Source organism: Achromobacter sp. GQ309, from assembly GCF_059759315.1.
This window is the reverse complement of the sequence record NZ_JCAXDP010000001.1, coordinates 911,104-932,565: the sequence shown is the minus strand read 5'-3', so window position 1 is coordinate 932,565 and position 21,462 is coordinate 911,104. Positions and strand designations below refer to the sequence as shown.

Genomic DNA, 21,462 nt, shown 5'->3' with positions numbered 1-21,462 from the left:
GACACTATGTCCAAGACTCTGATCAATATCGTGGTTTTCCTGGCCGGACTGGCCGTTGTGGGCTGGATCGGCGCCGGATACGCGGGAACGAACCCGCTGGCGCTGGCCGTGACGCTGCTGATCGGCGTCTGTTACCTGGCCGGCGCGCTCGAGCTGCTGCGCTACCAGCAGGCAACGACTGCCCTGTCACGCGCCGTGACGGACATCAAGGAAGCGCCCGGCAGCCTGGGCGCCTGGCTGGACAAAGTGCCGGCCGGCCTGCGCAACGCAGCGCGCCTGCGTATCGAAGGTGAGCGCGTGGGCCTGCCCGGCCCGACGCTGGCGCCCTACCTCGTCGGCCTGCTGGTTCTGCTGGGCATGCTCGGCACCTTCCTCGGCATGGTCGTCACGCTGCGCGGCACCGGCCTTGCGCTTGAAAGCTCCACCGATCTGGCCGCGATCCGCGCGTCGCTGGCCGCACCCGTCAAGGGCCTGGGCTTTGCGTTCGGCACCTCGATCGCTGGCGTCGCCGCGTCCGCCATGCTGGGCCTCCTGGCGGCACTGTGCCGCCGCGACCGCGTCCACGCGGCGCAACTCCTGGACACCCAGGCCGCGACCACGCTGCGTGTGTATTCGCAAAGCTACCAGCGCGAAGAATCCTTCAAGCTGCTCCAGCGCCAGGCTGAAGTGATGCAACGTCAGGCGGAAGCGATGCCCGCCATCGTCGGCCAGCTGGAATCCATGATGAAGAGCATGGAACAGCAGAATCAGGCGCTGAACGAACGGCAGATCGCCAGCCAGACCGCCTTCCAGGGCAAGGCCGAAGCCGCCTACGCCCGCCTCGCATCCGTGATGGAACAGTCCATGAAGGACAGCGTGGCGCAAAGCGCGCGCTCCGCCGGCGAAGCGCTGCAGCCCGTCGTGCAAGCCACCATGGACAGCCTGTCGCGCGAAACCGCCACGCTGCAGGACACGGTCTCGCAGGCCGTGCGCCAGCAACTGGAAGGCCTGACCGCCGGCCTGCAAGCCGCGACGAGCGACGTTGCCGGCATCTGGAGCCAGGCAGTGGCCGGCCAGCAGCGCGCCAGCGAGGCCATGGCCGAAGACCTGCGCGCCTCGCTCGACCGCTTCGCCCAGACCTTCGAGCAACGCTCAGCCAACCTGCTGGACAGCGTGTCGGCGCGCCTGGAAGCGTCGTCCGGCAACATGTCGCAAGCCTGGACCGACGCGCTGTCGCGCCAGCAGCAAGCCGGCGAGAAGCTGGCGGGCGACAACCTGCAGGCGCTCACCGCCGCGGCCGCCAGCTTCGAACAGCATTCCGCATCGCTGCTGCGCACCCTGAATGCCTCGCACGCCGCGCTGCAAACGGATCTGGCCTCGCGCGATCAGCAGCGTCTGGCCGCCTGGACCGAAACGCTGGGCGCGATGGGCGCCACGCTGCGCCAGGAATGGGAGCAGTCTGGCGCGCAAGCCGCCGCCCGCCAGCAGGAAATCAACAACACCTTGGCGCAGACCGTGCGCGACGTGGCCGAGCAGGCCGCGGCGCAAGCTGCGCTGATGGAAGGCGTGTCGGCCCGCATGGAAGCCGCCGCCATCGGCGTGTCGGACCAATGGACCCGCGCCCTCGCCCGCCAGGAAGAATCCAGCGGCAAGCTGGCCGCGGGCAACCAGGCGGCGCTCGAAGCCGCCACGGCGGCCTTCGAACAGCACGCCGCCTCGCTGCTGCGCACGCTGGACCAATCGCACACCAAACTTCAGGCCGCCTTGGCCGCCCGCGACGAAGACCGCCTTGCCGTCTGGAGCAATACGCTCGGCGCCATGACCGCCAAGCTGGGCCAGCAATGGGAACAGGCCGGCGCGAACACCGTGGCCCGTCAGCAGGAAATCAACGACGCACTGGCCGAGACCGCGCGCGGCATCACCGGCCAGACCGAGGCGCAGGTCCGCTTGCTGCAGGACGTGTCCTCACGCCTGGAAACCGCGGCAGGCAGCGTCACGCAAGCCTGGCGCGACGCGCAAACGCGGCAGGAAGACCTGGGCAAACAACTGGCCGCCGACAACCAGCGCGCGCTGGAAACCGCCGCGGCCACCTTTGGCCAGCATGCCGACGCGTTGCTGCGCACGCTGGATCAATCGCACGCCGACCTGCAAACCGCGCTGGCCTCGCGCGACGAGGAACGTCTGGCCGCCTGGATCGGTTCGCTGACGGCAATGGCCGCCAAGCTGGGCGAGGAATGGGAACAGGCCGGCACGCAAGCCGCCCTGCGCCAGCTCGAAATCAGCGACGCGCTCGCTCAGACCGCCCGCGACATCACTGCCCAGACGCAGCAGCAGGCCGCCCTGCTGGAAAGCGTGTCGACGCGCCTGGAAACGGCAGCCGGCGGCGTCACGCAGGCCTGGACCGATGCGCAGGCCCGCCAGGAAGAAACCGGCCAACAACTCGCCCGCGACAATCGCCAGGCGTTGGAAACCGCGTCCGCCGCCTTCGGCACGCAAGCCGCCGAGCTGCTTCAGACGCTGGAACAATCGCACACTGCCCTGCAAACGGCGCTGGCGGCCAACGACGAGGAGCGCCTTACCGCCTGGACCGGCAAGCTGGCGGCCATGGCCGACGCCCTGCGCACCGAATGGCAGCAGGCCGGCGCACAGGCCGCCGGTTTGCAGCAAGAAATCTGCGACACCCTGAGCCTGACCGCGCAGGACATCACTGCCCAGACGCAGGCCCACGCCAGTGAAACCATCGCCGAGATCGGCCGTCTGGTTCAAGCGGCTTCTGAAGCGCCCCGCGCCGCCGCCGAGGTCATCGGCGAGCTGCGCCAGAAGCTGTCTGACAGCATGGTGCGCGACAACGACATGCTGCAGGAGCGCAACCGCCTGCTCGAAACGCTGAGCACGCTGCTGGACGCCGTCAACCACACCGCCGCCGAGCAGCGCACCGCCGTGGACGGGCTGGTCGCCTCGTCGGCCGACATGCTGGAACGCGTGGGCGCGCAGTTCACCGCGCAGGTCGAATCCGAAACCGGCAAGCTGTCCGACGTGGCGTCGCTGGTCACCAGCAGCGCCGTCGAAGTCGCCAGCCTGGGCGAATCCTTTGGCGCGGCCGTGCAGGCCTTCGGCGAATCGAACGACAAGCTTACGGCGCATCTGCAACGCATCGAAGCCGCGCTGGACAAGTCCATCGCGCGCGGCGACGAGCAGCTTTCCTACTACGTGGCGCAGGCCCGTGAGGTCGTCGACCTGAGCCTGATGTCGCAGAAGCAGATCATCGAGAACCTGCAGCAGTTGGCCGCCCAGCGCGCCACCGCCGGAGCGGAAACGGCATGAGCGAGGATATCGACGGCGGCGTGGAGGCAACGGCGCCCGCCTGGGCCGTCTTCGGCGACCTGATGTCCGTGCTGCTGGGCGCCTTCGTCCTCATCCTGGTCAGCGTCGTCGCGGTGCAGTTGCAGCTGTCGACGCAGCTGGAAGAAGAGGTCAAGCAGCGCCAGGAAGAAACCCATCGCCGTGAAACCCTGGAGCAGGCGCTGGCGGGCCCCCTGGCCGCCGGCCGCGTGACGCTCATCAACGGCCGCATCGGCATCAGCGGCAGCGTGCTGTTCGCGCTGAACTCCGACCAGCTCCAGCCCGAGGGCCGCGAGATCCTGAAAAGCCTGATCGAGCCGCTGTCCGCCTACCTGAAGACCCACAACGAAATCCTGATGGTCAGCGGGTTTACCGACGACCAGCAGGTGCGCGAAGGCAACCGCCGCTTCGCGGACAACTGGGACCTTTCCGCCCAGCGCGCGCTCACGGTGACGCGCGCCCTGATCGACGAAGGCGTGCCGTCGTCAACCGTGTTTGCCGCGGCGTTTGGCGCCGAGCAACCCGTGGCGTCGAACGCCGACGAGGAAGGCCGCGCCAAGAACCGCCGCGTGGAAATCACGCCCATCCCCAAGCCGTCCAACGAAGCGGGTAAGCCCGGTGAACAGTGACGGCAGCCGCGCTGAGAGCCTGAATGCACGTGCGGTGCTGGACGCCTGGCGCGCCAGCGGCGCGGATCGCCTCAACCCGCTGCGCTTTCACCTGATCGACGCGCTGGACCGCCGCGCGGCCGCGTACGACGGCGCGGTGCGTCAGCGGCTGGACGAGCGGCTTGCGGGTCTGATCGCGGCGTATGAGGGGGAGTTGATCGGCGCGGAGGATGCGGCTGCGGATGCAGGCGCTGAGGCTGATGCAGAGGCCTCGCAAGACGCCGTGTGGGGTGGACCGCTGGCCGAGTTGATCGCCTATCTTGGCTCCGACGATTCCCGCGACCCGCTAGGCCTGCGCGCCGCCTACCCCGAGCTGCCGCTGCTCGATGAATTCCGCGCGCTCTGGTCCCGCTTCAGCGCCGACCGCCAGGTCCGCCAATCGCAGGAACGGGTCCACAAGAACGCCGGCCCGCTCAACTCGAACCAGCTCGTGCACCGCGCGCTGACCCTGATGCGCGAAATGTCGCCCGGTTACCTCCAGCAGTTCCTGTCGTACACCGACGCGCTGATGTGGATGGAACAGATGACCGCCGCGGCCGCGCCGGCACCGAAGGATGCACCGCGCACCGGCGCCGCCAAAAAGTACACGCGCGCCAAGCCGCGCAAGGAAAGCAAGGAAAGCAAAGAAGCCTGAGGGCCGATTTGCACGCGGCCCCGCGCCGCAGTACGATACGTTCCATATACAAAACATATACGGAACATCCACTATGGGTATCGTCAAGATTTCCGAGCAGATGCATGAGAACCTGCGCGTCGCCAGCGGCGCCCTCAGCCGCTCGATCAATTCCCAGGCCGAACACTGGATGCGCATCGGCATGCTGTCCGAGCTCTATCCCGAACTGCGCCACGCCGACATCTGCCAACTGCTGATCCGCATCGACCAGGCAGAAGGCTTCACCATCGCGTCCCTTTCGCAAGGGTTGCCGCAACCCTTGCAGCAGGAGGCCGCGTAAATGGCCAAGAAGGTTTCCATCAAATCGGCCGCCGACATCGAAATGGCCCGCAAGGCGGGCGCCATGGCGGCCGAAGTGCTGCACATGATCGCCGAACACGTCCGTCCCGGCGTCACCACCGATGAGCTCGACCGCGTCTGTCACGACTACATCGTCAACGTGCTGAAAGCCACGCCCGCCAACGTCGGCTACCACGGCTTTCCCAAGACCATCTGCGCGTCGGTCAACCACGTCATCTGCCACGGCATCCCGTCGGCCAAGGTGCTCAAGAACGGCGACATCCTGAACATCGACGTGGCCGTCATCAAGGACGGCTGGTTTGGCGACACCAGCCGCATGTACTACGTCGGCCAGCCCAGTCCGCTTGCGCGCCGCCTGGTCAACACCACGTACGAAGCCATGCGCGCCGGCATCATGGCCGTCAAGCCCGGCGCCACGCTGGGCGACATCGGCCACGCCATCCAGACCGTCGCCCATCGCGAGCACTTCAGCATCGTGCGCGAATACTGCGGCCACGGCATCGGCCAGATCTATCACGACGACCCGCAGGTGCTGCACTACGGCCGCCCCGGCGAAGGCCTGGTGCTGCAGCCCGGCATGATGTTCACGATCGAGCCCATGATCAACGCCGGCAAGCCGCAGACCAAGCAACTCCCCGACGGCTGGACGGTCGTCACCAAGGACCGCTCGCTGTCCGCGCAATGGGAGCACATGGTCGTCGTCACCGAGACCGGCTACGACGTGCTGACCACCTGGCCTGACGGCTTCGGCGACTACCCCCCGATTCCCTGATCGGGACGCGTCCCAGCAAGGACCGGAGTGCAGGGCCGCAAGGGTACGATCATCATCGTGCCCTTGCCGTTTCTGCGGCGCCCGCCGCCCCGTCCATGCCCGCCCTGCCCTCCGCTTTCCGCCGCCTCGCGGCGTCGAACCTGGCCGCACAGTTCTCCGAGCAGATCGCGCTCGCCGCCGCGCCGCTGTATGCCGTGCTGGCCTTGGGCGCCACCGCCGCGCAGACCGGCTACCTGCAAACCGCGCAGACGCTGCCGTTCCTATTGCTGTCCCTGCCCGCCGGCGTGCTGGCCGACCGGATGTCGCGCCGCTCGCTGATGACCGCCGCCGAGGCCGTGCGCGCGGCAAGCCTGATCGTGCTGCTGGCGCTGTTGTGGTCCGGCGGCCTCAGCCTGCAATGGCTCGCCGCGCTGGGCTTCGCCGGGGCGGTGGGCACCGTCGCCTACAACGTGGCGGCGCCTGCGCTGGTGCCCAAGCTGGTTCCGCCTGGTGAACTCTCCAACGCCAACCGCTGGCTGGAACTGGCGCGCAGCGCCGCGTTTTCGGCCGGCCCCGCGGCGGGCGGCGCGCTCGTGGGGTGGATGGGCGCCTCCACCGCCTATGTGCTCGCGACCACACTGTCGCTGCTGGCCGCCGTCTTTCTGGCAGGCCTGCCGCAGGACGCGCCGAAGACGGCCCAACGCCGTCATCCGCTCACCGAATTGCGCGAGGGCGCCGCCTTCGTCGCCACCCATCCCCTGCTGCGTCCGGTCCTCCTGACCGCCCTCTTTTTCAATACCGCCTGGTTTGTCCTGCTGGCGATCTACGTCGCCTACGCCGTCGACCGCCTCGGCCTGTCCGCCGCGGGCGTCGGGATTACGCTGGGTATCTACGGCGCGGGCATGCTGGCCGGCGCACTGACCGCCCCGCGGCTCGCCCGCCGCCTGCCGTTCGGCGCGATGATTGGCGCGGGCCCGCTGTCGGCGTTACTGGCCAGCTTCATTCTCTTGTCGACGCTGGTCTATCCGTCAGGGGCATGGGCGGCGGTGGGGTTCTTTCTGTTCGGCGCCGGGCCGATCCTGTGGACCATCACCACCACCACGCTGCGTCAATCGGTGACGCCCAACGCCCTGCTGGGCCGCGTGTCGTCCGTCATCGTGACCGCCAACTTCGGCGCGCGGCCCATCGGCGCGTTGATCGGCGCGACGCTGGCGGCGCGGTTTGGGGTGGAGGCGTGTCTATGGGTGTCGACCGCGGGGTTTTTCATTCAGTTCGCCGTGCTGTTTACGTCCCCGGTACTGCGCTTGCGCCAGCAACCGGAAGCCGTGGCCTCCTGAAATCATTCCGCCTTGCGGGCCCGCGCGCTTGCTTCGAATTCCGCAGCCAGGTCCAGAAGCTCTTGCTTGTACTCGTCCAGACTCCCGCTGTATTCGTCCAGGTACAGATCGCGGCGCGCCTTATTCATTTCTTCAGACGCGACCGCCTGCCTGACGAATCCTGCCAGCCTGTCTCTCACCGGTTCAGGGATGCCCGTCCGCACGGCCACGCTGTAGCTGCTGTGAAATACCATGTCCGGCACGCCGAGTTCTGCGAACGTCTTCACGCCGGGCAGATGCGAGGTGCTTCCTGGCCGCCCGGTATACGCCAACACCTTGACGTGAGGATTGTCCTTGACGTTCTGCGTCGTGCCAATCGTGGTGAAGTAGCCGTCGATCTGCCCGCCCAGGATCGCCGTCAGGCCTTCCGCGCCGCCTTTGAAGGGAATGGGGCGGTACTGCGTCTGAAGGCCTGATGCCAGTCGCGCGGCCAGCGTGGAATAAGTGCCCACGCCCAGGTCGGCGATGCCGATATCCAATTCGCGCTTTGCCCCCTTCAGGTTCTCGAGGCGATTCCAGCCCCTGTCGGCTGGCACGATGAAGGCGTAACTGCTCTGACCTAACGGCGCAAGAATCTCGAAATCCGAAAACGCGTAGCCCGCGCCCGGCGTCGTCAATTTCGCGCTGTAGAACCCTTCGGCATGGACCAACAGCGTGTACCCGTCGGCCGGCCGGCCTTTCACCGCCGTGATGCCGATCGCCGAACCCGCGCCAGGCCGGTTTTCGACGACCACGGGCTGCCCCATGATCGTTCCCAACTGCTGGGCGAACGCGCGCGAGATCGCATCGGTCGCCGCGCCCGGCGGATACGGCACCACGAGCCGCACCGGTTTCGTCGGATAGTCTGTTTGCGCCGTGGCGGAAAACGAACATAGTGCCGTCAGCACCGCGCTACCCAACAGCAATCGAAATGGCGGGCGGATCGACAGACGAATCGTCTGAAGAAACGGCAAGCGAAGCGGCGACCGGCGGCGAAGCGTGAAAGGCATGGCTGGCTCTTCATATGTTGACCCACAAAAAGTGTATAGAGCACCCATCCGTTGATTCAGCCACCATCCCGAAGAACTCTCCTGCAGAAAACGCAGCACTGCGTCATCGCCGTTGCCGACAACGGTGGCCGCGACTTCTTCGTTTCGCGCAGTTCTGAACTGCGGTTTCAGCTATAGCCAATCCGGTAAGGCTACCTAGAATTTGAAAGCTCCAATAAATCAAAAATTATGGAGACGCTGCAATGACCCATCCTTTACCCACGCGACGCGCCATCCTGCTCGGCGGCATGCTGATGGGCCTGGGTGTGAACGCTTTTGCCGCCCAAGGCGGCTGGCCGGAGCGCCCCGTCCGGCTTGTCGTCGCCGGCTCGTCCGGCGCGGGCGGCGACATCTTCGCGCGCCTGATCGCCGCGCCGCTTGCCAAGGCGCTGAACCAGCCCGTGGTCGTGGAAGCCAAGCCCGGCGCCAACGGCATGATTGCGTGCGACACGGTGGCAAAGGCGGCACCAGACGGCTACACCCTGCTGTTCGCCCCCTCCTCCGCCATCCTGCTCAATCCAGTCGTGCTTCCCTCGCTGCCGTACGATCCGGAAAAAGACCTGCTCCCTATCGCCCAGGTCGGGGCCGCCGGCATCCTGCTGGTCGCCAACCCGACCACCGGCTTCAAGAATCTGGCCGACATGGTCGCGTACGCCAAGGCCAATCCCGGCAAACTCGCCTATGGTTCGTGGGGCACCGGTTCGTCCGGCAACCTGGCCATGGAAGGCATCAAGGCGCACTACGGCCTGGACATGCCGCACGTGCCATACAAGCAGTTGGTTACGGAGAGCACCGACCTGATCGCCAACAACATCAGCGTCGGCTTCATGGACATCGCCTCGCCCATTCCCCACATGCGCAGCGGCAAGCTGGTCGCCCTGGGTCAGACCGGATCGCGGCGCTGGCCCGCGTCGATGGACGTCCCGACGCTGGGGGAACAAGGCTACAGATTTGAGGCGGACGGCTGGTACGGCGTCTTCGCCCCCGCCGGCACGCCGGCCGAGATCATCGACAAGCTCAACGCCGAGATCTATCGCGCGCAGCACACGCCGGACGTGCGGGAAAAAATCGAAGGCCAGAACATGATCGTGCCGGCGGACATGTCTGCAAAGGAATTCGCAGCATCCATCAAACGCGACGCCGTCATCTGGCAAGGGTTGGCGAAAGTGGCCGACCTGAAGAACAAATAGGAAGCGCGCATGGACACGCCTTTCAAACTTCCTTTTTCCTCCGATGCCTTGCAGGACCGCGTGGCGGTGGTAACCGGCGCGACCGGCGGAATCGGTCTTGCCATTTGCGAGCACCTGCATGCGATGGGCGCCGCCGTCGTCCAGGTGGATGTCAACGCATGCCCTGCCGGCTCGGATGCCGATGGCCGCCTGAACGTGCGTTGTGATGTCTCCGATTCCGCCTCGGTTGAAGAAATGGCCAACCAGGTGCGAACCCGATTTGGGCGGTGCGACATACTGGTCAACAACGCCGCCGTCAGCGCGGCGCCGGTGGGACTGGAGGCGCTGCCGCTTGAGCTGTGGGACCGCATCTTCCGCATCAATCTGCGCGGCGCGTTGCTGTGCGCGCAGGCCGTGTTTCCGTTGATGCGGGATCAAGAGGGCGGCAGCATCATCAATGTGTCATCGATCTCGGCCCAGACGCCAACCCGGCTCGGCGCTTACGGCACGACCAAGGCGGCGTTGCAGGCGCTGACGCGCCAGATGGCCGTGGAATGGGGACCTCTGGGCATACGCGCGAATTCAATCAGCCCGGGCATGATACGCACGCCACTGTCGGAACCGCACTATCGAAATGAAGGTGTGCTGCATAAGCGCATCGCGAGCATTCCTGCACGGCGGATCGGGTTGCCGGCGGACATTGGCGGCGCCGTTGCGTTTCTTGCCAGCGATGCGTCTTCGTATGTGAATGGACAGGATCTCGTGGTGGATGGAGGTTTCGTCAAGGCATCGTTGACGAATCTCTATGCGACGTGAGGCGGCGGCGGGAAGGCATTCCGCCAACCGCCGTGCACGGGGCGCCGGGCGCTAATCAGGCTCGGGCCCTCGCACTCCCCGCCGACACGTCCTGCAGCGCGGCCGTCAGCAGCGGCTTCCAGGATTCGATATGCCGGGTGATCAACGCGGCAATTGCCTCGGTCTGCCGCGTTTGCGCCAACTCGATCATTTCGTAGTGCTCCGACACGGACGCGCGCTGCCGCTCCAGACCCTCCGGCGAATTGATTCCATACAGCCGCATGTCGGCTCTCAGGTCCATGATCATTCGTGTCAGCAGCGGATTGTTTGCGCGCGACACCAACGCTTCATGGAACCGGCGGTCCGTTTCGATGTAATCAGCGACACTGCCTGCCTTGACGGCGGCGGCAACCGCATCGGCCAGCTCAATCAGCGGCGCCGCGTCGGTGAGACCCGCCCGCGCAATTGCGACGAGCGCCCCCGATTCGAGCATGATGCGCACGTCAAAATGGTTCTCCAGGTCCTTGGGCGTGGCCGCTTCCACACGGAACCCCCGATTGCGCAGCGGCGCGACCAGGCCCGTGCGGCTCAGCTCCAGCAATGCCTCGCGCACCGGGGTCGTGGACATGCCCATCTCGGTCGCCACTGCCGGCACGGAATAAATGGTGCCCGGTGCCGCTTCGCCCGACACGATGCGGGAGCGCAATTGCGCCAGCACCATTTCCCGCAAATTGGTGACGCTTTCCATCGAGATCCCCTGGAAAAAATCGAACCGTCACTATATCAAATCGCTTGCAGTAGCGCGTGACGCGCTATATAAATGCGTCACGCGCTACTTGATGCGCCCGCCCCGGGCCGAGGCGAATTGGCCCAATGGAGACATCTATGGATGAACCTTTGAAGCGCCACGTCTGCCTTGGCTGTGGCTTTCTGTACGACGAAGCCCTGGGACTGCCCGAACAGGGCATTGCGCCAGGAACCCGATGGGCCGACATTCCCCACGATTGGATCTGCCCCGACTGCGGCACCCCAAAGAGCCGGTTCGAAATGGTCGAACTTCCGTACGCCAGCACCGAAGCCGCCGCGCACGCCCTCGTCTGAACGCCTGCCGAGAACTCATCATGAACAAAGACTTTGTGCTGCGCGCGCACGACCGCGGCTTTGAAAAATTTCTGTCGACGGGCGAAGCGTCCAGCTATATCGCCGGCCACCCCGAAGGCATGGTGACCCGCCATTCCAGCTTCAACTTTGGCGCTTACCAAAGCGGCATTCCCGGATTCGGCCGGATCCGCGTTTTTGGCGAGGAAGTATTCAGTGGCACCGGTAGCGGCTACAACATGCACCGCCACCATGACTTCATCATTTGCGCGTTCGTTCTGGCGGGCACGCTGACGCACGTGAACACGGTAGGCAACATCGATCAACTTGGACCGAACGACTTCTACGCCTTCTCTGCCGGCTCCGGCGGCAAGCATTCCGAATTGAATCTGGCCAGCACCGATATGCAAGTGCTGTATCTGTGGCTCTTGCCCGACCGCCTGCTGACGCCGCCTTCCTATACGCGCAGCTACTTCGACGCGAGCACGCGCCGCAATCAGCTTACGCAACTGGTGGGCAACGCCGACGGCGCCTTGCGAATCGGCCAGGACGTATCGGTTTCAAGGTTGATGGCCGACCAGGCAATGCACCTGCAATACACGCCCAAATCCAATCGTCATGGCGTGTATGTGTTCATGCTGGACGGAGAGGCCAGCGTCGATGACATCACGCTGGCCCGCCGCGATAGCCGAGGCGTTTGGGGCGATCGCCCCATCACGATTCAGACGGACGGTGAAGGCGCCGATCTCCTCATTATTGAAACCATCCAGTAACGCCTTCCAGATCAACCTGCATTGCAAGCGGCGCTTGTATTCACACGCCGCTTGCCCCCCGTCTGGGGGATGCGAGGAGAATGTCATGCCAGTGATTCAGCTGTATTACGCAAAGGGGATGCTCGCCCCCGCCAGCAAGAACGAAATGGGCAAGCGGCTGACGGAGGTGCTGTTGACGATGGAAGGCGGCGCCCGCACCCCGGGCGGCTTGGCCTTCGCGTCGGTGCTGTTCACCGAAGTGCCCGCCGAAGACTGGTGGGTTGGCGGTAAGATCGACGACACGCCCATCCGCACCCACGGCCGCCTGCTCGCCCGCGTCAGCATTCCTGAAGGCTACATGAGCCAGCAGCACAAGTCCGAGGTCCACGCCTCGGTACACGCAGCCATGATGGAAAGCCTGGGCGCCACGCGCGAAGACGGCAGCGGCGCATTGGTCATCATCGAGGAAGTGTCGGAAGGCAATTGGGGCGCGGGCGGACACACCATCAGCCTCGCCGCCATTGCAAACACCGTCGGGCTTGCCAAGGACGGCGAGCGTTTCAAGTGGGTCGAAGCCTATTTCCAGGCCAAGGCCAGACAATATGCAGCGTCGCATTACCCGCCAGGCACCGGCGGCCTGCTGCCGGCACTGTTCGCCACCTCCGCGACGCAGGGAGAATGACGATGGCCTTCGAGTTCACCCCCTGCGGAACCCAGGCCCCATTTTTGCTGTCCCTGTTGTACAGCGCCGGCAGCGGGCCGGCGTCATAACAGGAGTCACATGAATGACACGATCCCAATATCTCCGGCTGAGCGCACTCTGCGCGGGCGTGGCGCTTGCCGGCAGCGCCATTGCGGCAGACGCCCCCAAGGTGCCGGACTACGGTCCCAACCTGGAGCGCTTTGAGTATCCGCACGAGGTCAAGCGGCTGGCGCTAGACACGCAAGGCCAGAAGCTGTCGATGGCCTACATGGATGTGGCCGCCGCCAAGCCCAACGGCAAGACCGTTGTGCTCATGCACGGCAAGAATTTCTGCGGCGCCACCTGGGACGCCAGCATCGCCGCCCTGAGCCAAGCCGGATACCGCGTCGTCGTGCCCGACCAGATCGGCTTCTGCAAATCCGACAAGCCGCAGGCCTACCAGTTTTCGTTTCATCAACTGGCCGCCAACACCCACGCCCTGCTCGATCATTTGAAAATCGACCGCGCCAGCATTGTCGGCCACTCCATGGGCGGCATGCTCGCCGCACGCTACGCGTTGATGTACGGCCCGCAAACCGACGCCCTGGTGCTCGTCAATCCCATCGGCCTCGAAGACTGGAAACAGAAAGGCGTGCCCTACCGCAGCATCGACGACTGGTATCAGCGCGAGCTCAAGGCCAACTTCGAGGGCATGAAGAAGTACCAGCTGGGCACCTACTACGCCGGCCAATGGCGCGACGACTACGACAAGTGGGTCCTCATGGCCGCCGGCATGCTGCAAGGCGAAGGCCGCGAACGCGTTGCGTGGAACCAGGCGCTGACCTACGACATGCTCTACACGCAGCCCGTCGTGCACGAGTTCGGTCAGATCGCCGTGCCTACCACGCTGCTCATCGGGGAAAAGGACAACACTGCCCCCGGCAAGGACGCCGCGGCGCCCGAGGTGGCAAAACAGCTCGGCAACTATCCTGAGCTGGGCCCGAAGGCGGCCAAGGCCATCCCGAATGCAAAGCTCGTCACGTGGCCGGAGCTTGGCCATTCCCCGCAGGTACAGGATCCGAAGCGGTTCAACGAAGCGTTGCTGAAGGCGCTGCCGGCGGCGAAGGGTTAAGGCATGTGTTGCTGACAAACGCCGCCACCCGCGAGACCACATCGCCGCACCCGCGGCCCATCGTGACCACGTGACGGCGATCTGTCAGCAACTGCAGCTGCACATTCGTGTTGCACGCCCTCTTCACGATCTTGAACGTGTTCGATACGGGCGCAACGTCATCCTGCCGTGCATGAATGACAAGGCAGGGAGCGCGCAACATGTCCAGGCGGCGCGATACCGAGGCCGCCAGTTTGCGCATCTCGGCAAGCGACCCCCAGGGGAGGCGCGGCAAGCCCGCCGCGCGCTCCCGGCGCTGGAGCGCCCGATGTTGGCCGATGCCCAGTGCCCTCGCGGCCAGCAGCCATAAGGCCACCCTCACGCGTTGCGGAACCGTCCGGCCGTCATGACGAAATACGGGCGACAGCGCCAACACACCGGCCACGTGGAACGGCCGTTCCTGCGCAAAGGCGAGCGCCAGCACGGCCCCGGTGGAAACGCCGCCGACGATCACGCGATCAACCCGGCTCGCCAGCACATCCGCGCCACGCCGCACGCTGGCCAGCCAATCCATCCACCCTGCGCCCGCCAGATCCTGCACAGAGGCGCAGTGCCCCGCCAGCTTGACCCCGAGCACCGCGTAGCCGTACCGATTCAGGCCGCGCGCCAGCTCGTGCAGCTCGCTTGGCAGGCCGCCCACCCGATGAATCAGAAGGATGCCCGTGCGTCCGTGCTCGCCATGGCCCGCCAGCAGATGCCCGCCGGCCAAGGGTTCCAAAGGCTGCGGCGTTTCACCGTACGCCGGGATCAGTCCGTCGGCCGGCCGCGCGCACCCCACCGGCCCACCTTCCGCCACCTTGCAGGTTGCGTCGACCACATTCATGCAGACGCCTCCTCGCACTTGTGGCCGTCAGAGGGCAAGCTGGCGCCCGTGGCGCGCCGATACGCCGCGAGCGTGCGTAGCATCTGTTCGCCCAGGCGCAGGTGCGTTTCCGCGAACGCCCGCGCATTGGCAACGATGGCGTGGGTACGCCAGGGCCGGTTTCGAATCTGCATGATGCAGTCGGCATAGCCCGCTATATCGCCGGGCGCAGCCAGCCAGCCCGTCTGGCCGGGCACGACGATCTCGGGCAAACCGCCCACATCGCTGGCAACGACAGGCCGGGCTGCGGCAAACGACTCGGGCACGATACGCGACCAGGCTTCTGTTGCGGATGGAACCAGCACGACATCCGCCGCGCGGATCATGTCAGGCACATCGGTGCGGTGACCGGCAAACACCACATAGTCCGAAATGCCAAGATCGATCGCCAGACGGTAAAACGCATAGGCATAGGGTTGAGTGCGAGCGGTCGCCATGCCCACAACGAGCGCCACCGCCGGCACCCCTCGGATGCGCAGGCGTTGCACGACGTGAAGCAGATCAGCCTGTCCTTTTTCTGGCCGCAGCATCCCGATAGTGGCGACGACGTATGCGGCTCTGGGCGTGGGCACCCCGAGGGCGCGACGGATGTGCAGGCTCGCATCGAGCGCGTCATTGGGCGAAAAGAACGGGTCCCCGGCCCACTCCCCGACAACGCTGATCCTGTCTTCAGCGGCCAACCGGGCCGCCAGCAGCTCCTGTTTGCCGACTTCACTGGTTGCGATGACGTGATCGCACCCGATCGCCCATTCCAGCCGGCGGCGCAGGGAGGAACGCATGGGTTTGGCGAAGTGACGCGTCCGGACGACGGCGCACAGGTCACGGCAAAGCGCGGCGGTCTTCGCGTCGGCACGGCTGTGACTGTCGATGACCTCAATGCGAAGGGTTCGGATGGCCCGGCGAAGCGCCAAGACGGTCCGGATCGAGTACGCGGGATTGAAATCGATGTCCACGGTCGTCAGCTTGCGCTCGCGCGCGGCGTGGCTGACGGCACTGTTCAAGGGCGAGGCGATCGCGACTTCGTAGCCACGGTCGTGCAGCCAGCTAGCCTGCTCCAGCGTGCGGAACTCCAGGCCGCCGAGGCTGCGCTCAGCGAGCGTATGCAGAATGCGCATGATGATCCAGTACATCCAGGCAGGCAGGAAGCACCTCACCGGGCGTGATCGAGTTGATGCCGCTCTGGGGGTGCCGTGGAACGACGAACGCCGACCCGGGCCGTTGCCAGAACCACTCGGGATTCGCCTCGTTGAAGATGCCGACATAGGGCACACAAGCGCCCTGCGCGATATGCGAGGGACCGCAGTCATTGGCCACCACCAGGCGCGCGCGCAACATGACGGCGCTCAATTCCGAAATGGGCCGGCAATAGGCAATGGAAAAGTCGGGCCGTTGCATCGCCTGCAGGGCTTCCCGCTCGGCGTTTTCCTGCTGCCCAAGCACGAACAGAAAGCGGGCGCCGGCGCCCAGCAGCGGCTTGAGCCTATCGGCCAGCCTCACGTAGTTTGCAAGGCTCCAACGCTTGAAAGCGCCCGCGCCGCCCCCGGGGATCATCACCACGTCGGCGCCCAGCACCGAGTGCACGTGTGGACGAGCGAGCATCTGGAAGCACGCGCGCGTCGCGCCTTGCAGGTCGAACGGCCGATATGCGGCCAGCACGCGCAGATTGGCCTGGCCGATGTATTCCGTGACGTCCTTGCGGTGGCAATGCGTCCAGGCCAGGTCGCTGATCCGGGCGTTGCGGAACCCCAAACGGATCGACGGCGGGCGCAGCAGGTTGACCACGCCGAAGCGCTCGCTGCTGTGATGCAGGCTGACGGACAGGCGCGTTTCTTTTCTCAGACTGCGCAAATAATCGAAGAACGTAGCCGCGCGCACGAACTCATCGACCCAGGGCAACGCGCGGTAGAAGCTGCCCACATCGTCACGCGCGACCACCTTGATCCGGCGCGACGGCCACCATGTCTTGAGCTGATACAGCGTCGGCATGGCGACGATCTGGTCGCCAAGCTGCGGCTTGCTTCTGACATACACAACGATTTCCGACACCTGCGGCCTCCCTGCTGATTGCACGGCCGGTCGGCCGCTGGCGGGCAATGTATCGGCAGGTGGCCGGCATAATTCCGGCGTCCTTTGAACAATTGTGAAGAAGTTTGCACTGCCCTTCGAACAACTTCACAAGTTGTCCGCGGCGTATTGCGATAGCCGCCCCGGGCGGCGACTACATGCCATGCCTGGCCTGGCGCATCAGGCGCATCGTCAGCGTCGCAACCGAGCCGACCAGCGCCTCGCCCGAATCCGCGTTGCTCATGACCATCACGGCAAGTCTGTCCTGCGGCGCAACGACCCACCGCGAGTGGAACGCTTCCGTCGCACCGCTATGGTCGCGTAGCGAAGTCGCGCTCACCAATTCGTCGCCGCAAGGCGCGGCCAGCCATGACAAAGCAAAGCGGCAATCCAGATCCATGCTGCTAACGGCCACGGTTTCCAAACCCAGCAACGTCTGCGCGGATCGCTCGGACAGCACCTGCCCCGCCCCGGATCCGGCGCCGGCTCTGCCTTGCCCGAACAGCATGCTGGAAAAGCGCGCCATCTCGGACGCGCTCATCCACAGGCCATCTGCCGCCGCGTTCGGCTGTGGCGCTTCCGCCCAGGGCAGGCCGCGCCGGTAGCCGGCCGCCCGCTGCCCCTTCATGCGCTCGTGCAGATGAAATCCCGCGCGCGGCATGTTCAGGGGTCGAAGAATGGTGCGCCTCACGTACGCGTCAAGCGGTTCTTGTGCCGCATGCGCCACCAGGTCGCCCAGCAAGGCATACGCCATGTCGGCACGGGCTCGGCCCATCGTGTCTTCCAGCGTGGCCGGATGCACGCCCAGCAGCGTGCGAGCGGTGAAGGGCGCAGCATTCATCCACTGCGCGGCGTTGCGGCGCGATTCGAGGCGCCCGTACGTCAAGGCGTCGTCAGCCGGCCGGTCCAGCGACAGCAAGCCGTCGTCCGCGGCGCGAAGCACGGCCGCCGCGGTGACGACCTTGCTGACGGCGCCCATGCGATACAGCGTGTCGCCGGTCGCCCGTCGATGCCGTGCCGTGTCCGCGTACCCGAAACCCGTGCTCCAGACGATGCGCTGATCGTCCACGACCGCAATGGAGAGGCCGGGAACCTTGGACACGTCCATTTCGTAAGGGATGCGCTCGGTCAGGTAGTCGACCACCGCCGCATAGTCCCCTTTCTGGATCGTCGCGGGCGCGGCGGGTGGCAACCCCTGGCAACCGCCCACAGCGACGAAGAGCGATCCGATGGCAATCAGGCGGGCAAGCGAGAACATGGATGACGGCAACCCCGTGAAAGAGAAATGCCGAGATGCTATCGATGCGCGACCGCGCGATCCTTCCTGCTTTGTAGGGAGTTTGTGAAGATCTTTGCGCGTGCGTTGTGCGCGCGCCAGGTCGAGTCAGGCGGCGTGCCAACGGATAACGAAGCGGGCGCCGCCCAGCGGACTGTCGGACACCAGCGCCTCGCCGTTGTGCCATCGGGCCACACGGCGCACGATGGCCAATCCTAGTCCCGTCCCCCCGGTGCCGCGCGCGCGGCTCTCGTCGAGACGGATGAACGGATCGAAAACCCGCTCACGATCCGCAGGCGGCACGCCGGGTCCGTCGTCATCCACCGTCAGCACGTAAGTCCGCGGCTCTGGACTGGCCAGTCCAACCTGAACGTTTCCGCCGGCATGCCGGATGGCATTCTGCAGCAGGTTGAGCAACGCGCGCGTCATATAACGCGGATGCAGCCGGACTTCGCCCGCATCACAGAGCGTCACCTCGCAATGCACACGCGCCCGCTCAGCCTCAAACGACGCGTGCTGCACAACGGAATCGAGCCAGCCGCGGGCATCCTGGGGCTGTAGCGGGATGTCGTCGCGCTTGTGTTCCAGGCGGGCGTACATCAGCAACTCCGATGCCATGCTGTCCAGCTCGGCGACATCGTTCTTCATTTCCTCGACAAGACGCTTGCGCGCAGCGGGGTCGGCCTCTTGCTCGATCATGTCCAGTTCGAACGACAACCGGGCGATGGGCGTTCGCAGTTCGTGCGACACCGCGTTGGTCAGCTCGCGCTGACTGCTGATCAGCGCACTGATGCGATCGGCCATCTGGTTGAACGTGTCGCCCAGCCCACGGATGCTGGAAAACCGCGACAATTCGGCGCGCACACGCAGGTCGCCCTGTCCCATCCGTTGCGCGGCGGTCTTCAGCGCTTCCAGATCGCGCCAGACCGGCAGCGCCCACACCAGCATGAATCCACACAACATCACGCCCAGGGCGGCGTAGATGGCGACGATCACCCACGTGCCGACCAGCGGCTCGGGCGGCAGCTTGACCATCAGCCACTGCGCGCCCGGACCGGGTATGGCGGCCACGAAGCTCATCTGGTCGTCGCGCAGGAAGAATCCGCCGGCGTCGATGGTGCGGCGTTCCACATCGGTCAGCGCAAATTCCGCCGCGTTGTAGTCGGCCGGATTCAGGACCTGCAACGCCAGTCCGTAATGGGGCGCCAACGTGTTGCGCACGTAGTCGGGGCGCGCCTCGGGCGGCACATGGGCCAGTTCCTGCTTCAGGCTGTGCAACTGACCGCGCACGGCCTCACGCGTGTAGTTCGTCGTCTCGGACTCAAAGAGATAGTTCGCCGCCCGGTCCACCACTTCGTTCGACAGCACGAACCCGATGGCCAGCACCACGAAAATGCGCAGGACGAACCTAAGCATTGCCCAGCTCGTGGACCTTGGGCGAGAACAGGTAGCCCTTGCCCCAAATGGTCTTGATGCGCGCCGGGTCACGCGGATCGTCGTCCAGCTTGCGGCGCAATTTGCTGATGCACACGTCCACGGTGCGATCGAGCCCGTTGAACTCGATGCCGCGCACGGCGTTGAGCAGATCGTCGCGCGTCAGCACTTGGCCGGCCTGGCTAGCCAACGCCCACAACATTTCAAATTCCAGCGTCGTCAGGTCGACCTCTGCGCCGGCCAGCTCGACCGCGCGGGTCTGGCGGTCGATCGACAACGGTCCGAACACCAGGAGTTCAGGCTGCATTTCAGCCTGGTTGTGACGACGCATCAGGGCGCGGATCCGCGCCAGCAGAACACGCGGTTCCACGGGCTTGATGACGTAATCGTCTGCGCCGGATTCCAGACCCAGGATTTGATCCACGTCGTCTTCGCGGGCAGTCAGCATCAGGATCGGCGCAGACGAGAACGCCCGCAGATCGCGGCAGACCTGCAGGCCGTCCCGGCCAGGCAGCATCAGATCCAGAATAGTGATGGCCGGCTCGTGACGACGAAACGCATCCACCGCATGATCACCACGATACGCCTGAACAACATTGAATCCGTGCTGTTCCAGAAACTGCGCGATCAGGCGCGCGAGCTTCGCATCGTCTTCGACTAACAAGGCCTTGGTCATGGTGTGGAGACAGAGATTCATGCACCGGCACAGTGCATTTTGGCGGCAAGCATACACCGAAAGAATTTCGGGTCGCGTGGGCGCTGTTGAGGGCAATGGGCAAAGCGGCATGCGCTGAACACCCCGCGCGCCGCAAACGTGGCCGGGCGTGCAGGCCGTACAAACCGTCAGAATTGTTACCGGTCGCCCGTGTACCCATCTGATACATTGGCGCCTCAAAAATCATGAAAAAGCGAGGCCAACCTCACCGCGCGGCAGCTGCCGTGCGTGAGACATGCACGCACAACGTCAAGCAACAACGTGCCGCGTTCAAGCGCCTCAGTCTCAATCGTCGATCTTCGGGGTAACAATCAAAATGAGAAAAATTGCACTGCTTGTGGTTTTGCCTGCGCTGCTCGCGGGTTGCACGTCCGCGCAGATGAGCATGATCACCGGCAAGCGGAACAAGACCTACAACGACGTGAATGCAGCATGGGTGGGCAGCACCGAAGAGCAACTGGTTTCCAAGTGGGGACCGCCCAAGAAGAGCTACACGCTTGAAAGCGGTGCAAGAATTATTTCGTACGAAGAAATCTGGGGCCCGATTTCGGCTTATCACGTGTGCGTCGAGAAGTTCATGATCGAAAAGGGCATCGTGACGAAGTGGGGTCTGTCGGGTTGCCCGGCGCGCATGACGGGCTCGATGCCGGCGGAAACGCCGATTCCGCAACCGACGATGTAAAACCCGCGTCGCAGATTCAATACCACCGCCGCTCGATTAGTACCCGGCTCACTTCAAGTCCGGGTACTCGTCGAGCGGCAATCACGACAGGCCCAAGCGCACGGCTTACTCGTTGAGCGACATCGGCCGCGATCCTCCCGGCGGCAGGCCGAACACGCGCCTGATCGCATTCAAAAACGCGCCGTAAGGCCGGCCCAGCACCAGCATCATCACGGCCGCGCCCAATATCCCTCGCACCAGACCCTCGCCCGATGCCCCGCTGATCGCGATGATCGCGGCGTAAATAGGCACCTGGAAAGTCATCAGCGCCACGCTATCCCAAAGCAGCCGGGATACGCGCGTGTCCTTCGCGCGCCGCATTATCCAATCGCGCCAGAGACCGTAAGGCCTACCTACCGGAATCATCAGCGCACCGCCGATCAGCCGCGCGTGGAACACCTGTTCCCACGTCATTCCCGCGATCCAGCGCTCATTGATGATGCCTGTCGTCGTAAAGAACAGGATCAGCGCAACGGTGTCGGCAATATAGGAGCGCGTGGATAGCGGCGAGATGGTCTTGTCCGTCACGTGCCGTTCCCCCGGCATCTGTTCTGCCTGCCGGCGCCCGAATCTGTATATGGCGGCACGTTCCCCGGCCCGCTAGAC

22 protein-coding genes are annotated in these 21,462 nt (G+C 65.1%); 13 read left to right on the top strand and 9 right to left on the bottom strand.

The features are described from left to right. The first annotated feature begins 6 nt into the window (after positions 1-6). The 6 genes from AC6CIE_RS04330 to AC6CIE_RS04305 all read left to right on the top strand — a co-directional run bounded on the left by AC6CIE_RS04330 (position 7) and on the right by AC6CIE_RS04305 (position 7,050). Positions 7-3,303, top strand: a complete 3,297-nt coding sequence (locus AC6CIE_RS04330) for a DUF802 domain-containing protein (protein WP_498091311.1) — start codon at positions 7-9, stop codon at positions 3,301-3,303. Then, positions 3,300-3,950, top strand: coding sequence for an OmpA family protein (locus AC6CIE_RS04325; RefSeq protein ID WP_175121251.1), 651 nt, complete (start codon positions 3,300-3,302; stop codon positions 3,948-3,950). The genes AC6CIE_RS04330 and AC6CIE_RS04325 overlap by 4 nt, the downstream gene beginning before the upstream one ends. Beyond that, positions 3,940-4,623 (top strand): DUF2894 domain-containing protein, encoded by a 684-nt coding sequence (locus AC6CIE_RS04320; protein ID WP_498091309.1) that lies wholly within the window; start codon positions 3,940-3,942, stop codon positions 4,621-4,623. The genes AC6CIE_RS04325 and AC6CIE_RS04320 overlap by 11 nt, the downstream gene beginning before the upstream one ends. Before the next feature lie 73 nt (positions 4,624-4,696). Next, complete coding sequence (locus tag AC6CIE_RS04315) at positions 4,697-4,942, top strand: ParD-like family protein (protein WP_175121249.1); 246 nt, start codon at positions 4,697-4,699, stop codon at positions 4,940-4,942. Next, positions 4,943-5,734, top strand: coding sequence for a type I methionyl aminopeptidase (map, locus tag AC6CIE_RS04310; protein WP_498091307.1), 792 nt, complete (start codon positions 4,943-4,945; stop codon positions 5,732-5,734). A gap of 95 nt (positions 5,735-5,829) precedes the next feature. Beyond that, entirely contained in the window at positions 5,830-7,050 is a 1,221-nt protein-coding gene (locus tag AC6CIE_RS04305) for an MFS transporter (RefSeq protein ID WP_498091306.1), read from the top strand. A 2-nt stretch (positions 7,051-7,052) separates the two neighbouring features. Here AC6CIE_RS04305 and AC6CIE_RS04300 read toward each other — a convergent pair whose 3' ends face one another. Continuing rightward, the gene (locus AC6CIE_RS04300) at positions 7,053-8,078 is read right to left on the bottom strand and encodes a Bug family tripartite tricarboxylate transporter substrate binding protein (RefSeq protein ID WP_498091305.1); all 1,026 of its coding nucleotides are present in this window, start codon (positions 8,076-8,078) and stop codon (positions 7,053-7,055) included. 242 nt (positions 8,079-8,320) lie between these two features. Between AC6CIE_RS04300 and AC6CIE_RS04295 the strand changes: the two genes are divergently transcribed. Further along, complete coding sequence (locus AC6CIE_RS04295) at positions 8,321-9,307, top strand: Bug family tripartite tricarboxylate transporter substrate binding protein (protein ID WP_175121246.1); 987 nt, start codon at positions 8,321-8,323, stop codon at positions 9,305-9,307. Positions 9,308-9,316: 9 nt separating this feature from the next. Then, a complete protein-coding gene (locus AC6CIE_RS04290; protein WP_175183676.1) occupies positions 9,317-10,102 on the top strand; it encodes an SDR family NAD(P)-dependent oxidoreductase in 786 nt (261 codons plus the stop codon). A gap of 55 nt (positions 10,103-10,157) precedes the next feature. Here the strand turns inward: AC6CIE_RS04290 and AC6CIE_RS04285 are convergent, their stop codons facing one another. Next, positions 10,158-10,829, bottom strand: coding sequence for a GntR family transcriptional regulator (locus tag AC6CIE_RS04285; protein WP_175183677.1), 672 nt, complete (start codon positions 10,827-10,829; stop codon positions 10,158-10,160). A gap of 137 nt (positions 10,830-10,966) precedes the next feature. Between AC6CIE_RS04285 and AC6CIE_RS04280 the strand changes: the two genes are divergently transcribed. From AC6CIE_RS04280 to AC6CIE_RS04265, 4 genes are all read left to right on the top strand, one after another. Then, on the top strand, positions 10,967-11,182 hold the full coding sequence (locus tag AC6CIE_RS04280) for a rubredoxin (RefSeq protein WP_498091303.1): 216 nt from the start codon (positions 10,967-10,969) through the stop codon (positions 11,180-11,182). 20 nt (positions 11,183-11,202) lie between these two features. Further along, the gene (locus AC6CIE_RS04275) at positions 11,203-11,952 is read left to right on the top strand and encodes a pirin family protein (protein ID WP_498091301.1); all 750 of its coding nucleotides are present in this window, start codon (positions 11,203-11,205) and stop codon (positions 11,950-11,952) included. An 85-nt stretch (positions 11,953-12,037) separates the two neighbouring features. Next, positions 12,038-12,613 carry a tautomerase family protein gene (locus AC6CIE_RS04270; RefSeq protein ID WP_498091299.1) on the top strand — a complete coding sequence of 192 codons (576 nt, stop codon included), beginning with the start codon at positions 12,038-12,040 and terminating at the stop codon, positions 12,611-12,613. Positions 12,614-12,716: 103 nt separating this feature from the next. After that, a complete protein-coding gene (locus AC6CIE_RS04265) occupies positions 12,717-13,745 on the top strand; it encodes an alpha/beta fold hydrolase (protein ID WP_498091297.1) in 1,029 nt (342 codons plus the stop codon). Here the strand turns inward: AC6CIE_RS04265 and AC6CIE_RS04260 are convergent. The 6 genes from AC6CIE_RS04260 to AC6CIE_RS04235 form a co-directional block, all read right to left on the bottom strand. Continuing rightward, positions 13,702-14,607 (bottom strand): alpha/beta hydrolase, encoded by a 906-nt coding sequence (locus AC6CIE_RS04260; RefSeq protein WP_498091296.1) that lies wholly within the window; start codon positions 14,605-14,607, stop codon positions 13,702-13,704. The two genes, AC6CIE_RS04265 and AC6CIE_RS04260, sit on opposite strands and share 44 nt — an antisense overlap. Next, entirely contained in the window at positions 14,604-15,776 is a 1,173-nt protein-coding gene (locus tag AC6CIE_RS04255) for a glycosyltransferase family 4 protein (RefSeq protein ID WP_498091294.1), read from the bottom strand. The genes AC6CIE_RS04260 and AC6CIE_RS04255 overlap by 4 nt, the downstream gene beginning before the upstream one ends. After that, positions 15,736-16,692 (bottom strand): glycosyltransferase family 9 protein, encoded by a 957-nt coding sequence (locus AC6CIE_RS04250; RefSeq protein WP_343737431.1) that lies wholly within the window; start codon positions 16,690-16,692, stop codon positions 15,736-15,738. Before AC6CIE_RS04250 ends, AC6CIE_RS04255 begins: the two co-directional genes overlap by 41 nt. Positions 16,693-16,864: 172 nt before the next feature. Then, the gene (locus tag AC6CIE_RS04245) at positions 16,865-17,968 is read right to left on the bottom strand and encodes a serine hydrolase domain-containing protein (protein ID WP_286936986.1); all 1,104 of its coding nucleotides are present in this window, start codon (positions 17,966-17,968) and stop codon (positions 16,865-16,867) included. A 126-nt stretch (positions 17,969-18,094) separates the two neighbouring features. Beyond that, positions 18,095-19,402: an ATP-binding protein gene (locus tag AC6CIE_RS04240; RefSeq protein WP_498091292.1), complete on the bottom strand. Its 1,308-nt coding sequence runs from the start codon at positions 19,400-19,402 to the stop codon at positions 18,095-18,097. Beyond that, complete coding sequence (locus tag AC6CIE_RS04235) at positions 19,395-20,096, bottom strand: winged helix-turn-helix domain-containing protein (RefSeq protein ID WP_175184035.1); 702 nt, start codon at positions 20,094-20,096, stop codon at positions 19,395-19,397. The genes AC6CIE_RS04240 and AC6CIE_RS04235 overlap by 8 nt, the downstream gene beginning before the upstream one ends. A 355-nt stretch (positions 20,097-20,451) precedes the next feature. Between AC6CIE_RS04235 and AC6CIE_RS04230 the strand changes: the two genes are divergently transcribed. Then, positions 20,452-20,817: a hypothetical protein gene (locus AC6CIE_RS04230; protein ID WP_286936990.1), complete on the top strand. Its 366-nt coding sequence runs from the start codon at positions 20,452-20,454 to the stop codon at positions 20,815-20,817. Between the two features lie 105 nt (positions 20,818-20,922). Here AC6CIE_RS04230 and alaE read toward each other — a convergent pair whose 3' ends face one another. After that, the gene (gene alaE, locus AC6CIE_RS04225; protein ID WP_498091290.1) at positions 20,923-21,384 is read right to left on the bottom strand and encodes an L-alanine exporter AlaE; all 462 of its coding nucleotides are present in this window, start codon (positions 21,382-21,384) and stop codon (positions 20,923-20,925) included. Positions 21,385-21,462: the final 78 nt, after the last annotated feature.

Bases quoted from the DNA above. Each gene is read 5' to 3' on its own strand.
- AC6CIE_RS04315 (WP_175121249.1), top strand. From the start codon at position 4,697: ATGGGTATCGTCAAGATTTCCGAGCAGATGCATGAGAACCTGCGCGTC.
- AC6CIE_RS04305 (WP_498091306.1), top strand. From the start codon at position 5,830: ATGCCCGCCCTGCCCTCCGCTTTCCGCCGCCTCGCGGCGTCGAACCTG.
- AC6CIE_RS04275 (WP_498091301.1), top strand. From the start codon at position 11,203: ATGAACAAAGACTTTGTGCTGCGCGCGCACGACCGCGGCTTTGAAAAA.
- AC6CIE_RS04270 (WP_498091299.1), top strand. From the start codon at position 12,038: ATGCCAGTGATTCAGCTGTATTACGCAAAGGGGATGCTCGCCCCCGCC.
- AC6CIE_RS04285 (WP_175183677.1), bottom strand. From the start codon at position 10,829: ATGGAAAGCGTCACCAATTTGCGGGAAATGGTGCTGGCGCAATTGCGC.
- AC6CIE_RS04240 (WP_498091292.1), bottom strand. From the start codon at position 19,402: ATGCTTAGGTTCGTCCTGCGCATTTTCGTGGTGCTGGCCATCGGGTTC.
- AC6CIE_RS04280 (WP_498091303.1), top strand. From the start codon at position 10,967: ATGGATGAACCTTTGAAGCGCCACGTCTGCCTTGGCTGTGGCTTTCTG.
- AC6CIE_RS04290 (WP_175183676.1), top strand. From the start codon at position 9,317: ATGGACACGCCTTTCAAACTTCCTTTTTCCTCCGATGCCTTGCAGGAC.
- AC6CIE_RS04235 (WP_175184035.1), bottom strand. From the start codon at position 20,096: ATGACCAAGGCCTTGTTAGTCGAAGACGATGCGAAGCTCGCGCGCCTG.
- AC6CIE_RS04260 (WP_498091296.1), bottom strand. From the start codon at position 14,607: ATGAATGTGGTCGACGCAACCTGCAAGGTGGCGGAAGGTGGGCCGGTG.
- AC6CIE_RS04325 (WP_175121251.1), top strand. From the start codon at position 3,300: ATGAGCGAGGATATCGACGGCGGCGTGGAGGCAACGGCGCCCGCCTGG.
- AC6CIE_RS04245 (WP_286936986.1), bottom strand. From the start codon at position 17,968: ATGTTCTCGCTTGCCCGCCTGATTGCCATCGGATCGCTCTTCGTCGCT.
- AC6CIE_RS04265 (WP_498091297.1), top strand. From the start codon at position 12,717: ATGACACGATCCCAATATCTCCGGCTGAGCGCACTCTGCGCGGGCGTG.
- AC6CIE_RS04255 (WP_498091294.1), bottom strand. From the start codon at position 15,776: ATGTACTGGATCATCATGCGCATTCTGCATACGCTCGCTGAGCGCAGC.
- map (WP_498091307.1), top strand. From the start codon at position 4,943: ATGGCCAAGAAGGTTTCCATCAAATCGGCCGCCGACATCGAAATGGCC.
- AC6CIE_RS04295 (WP_175121246.1), top strand. From the start codon at position 8,321: ATGACCCATCCTTTACCCACGCGACGCGCCATCCTGCTCGGCGGCATG.
- AC6CIE_RS04300 (WP_498091305.1), bottom strand. From the start codon at position 8,078: ATGCCTTTCACGCTTCGCCGCCGGTCGCCGCTTCGCTTGCCGTTTCTT.
- AC6CIE_RS04330 (WP_498091311.1), top strand. From the start codon at position 7: ATGTCCAAGACTCTGATCAATATCGTGGTTTTCCTGGCCGGACTGGCC.
- AC6CIE_RS04230 (WP_286936990.1), top strand. From the start codon at position 20,452: ATGAGAAAAATTGCACTGCTTGTGGTTTTGCCTGCGCTGCTCGCGGGT.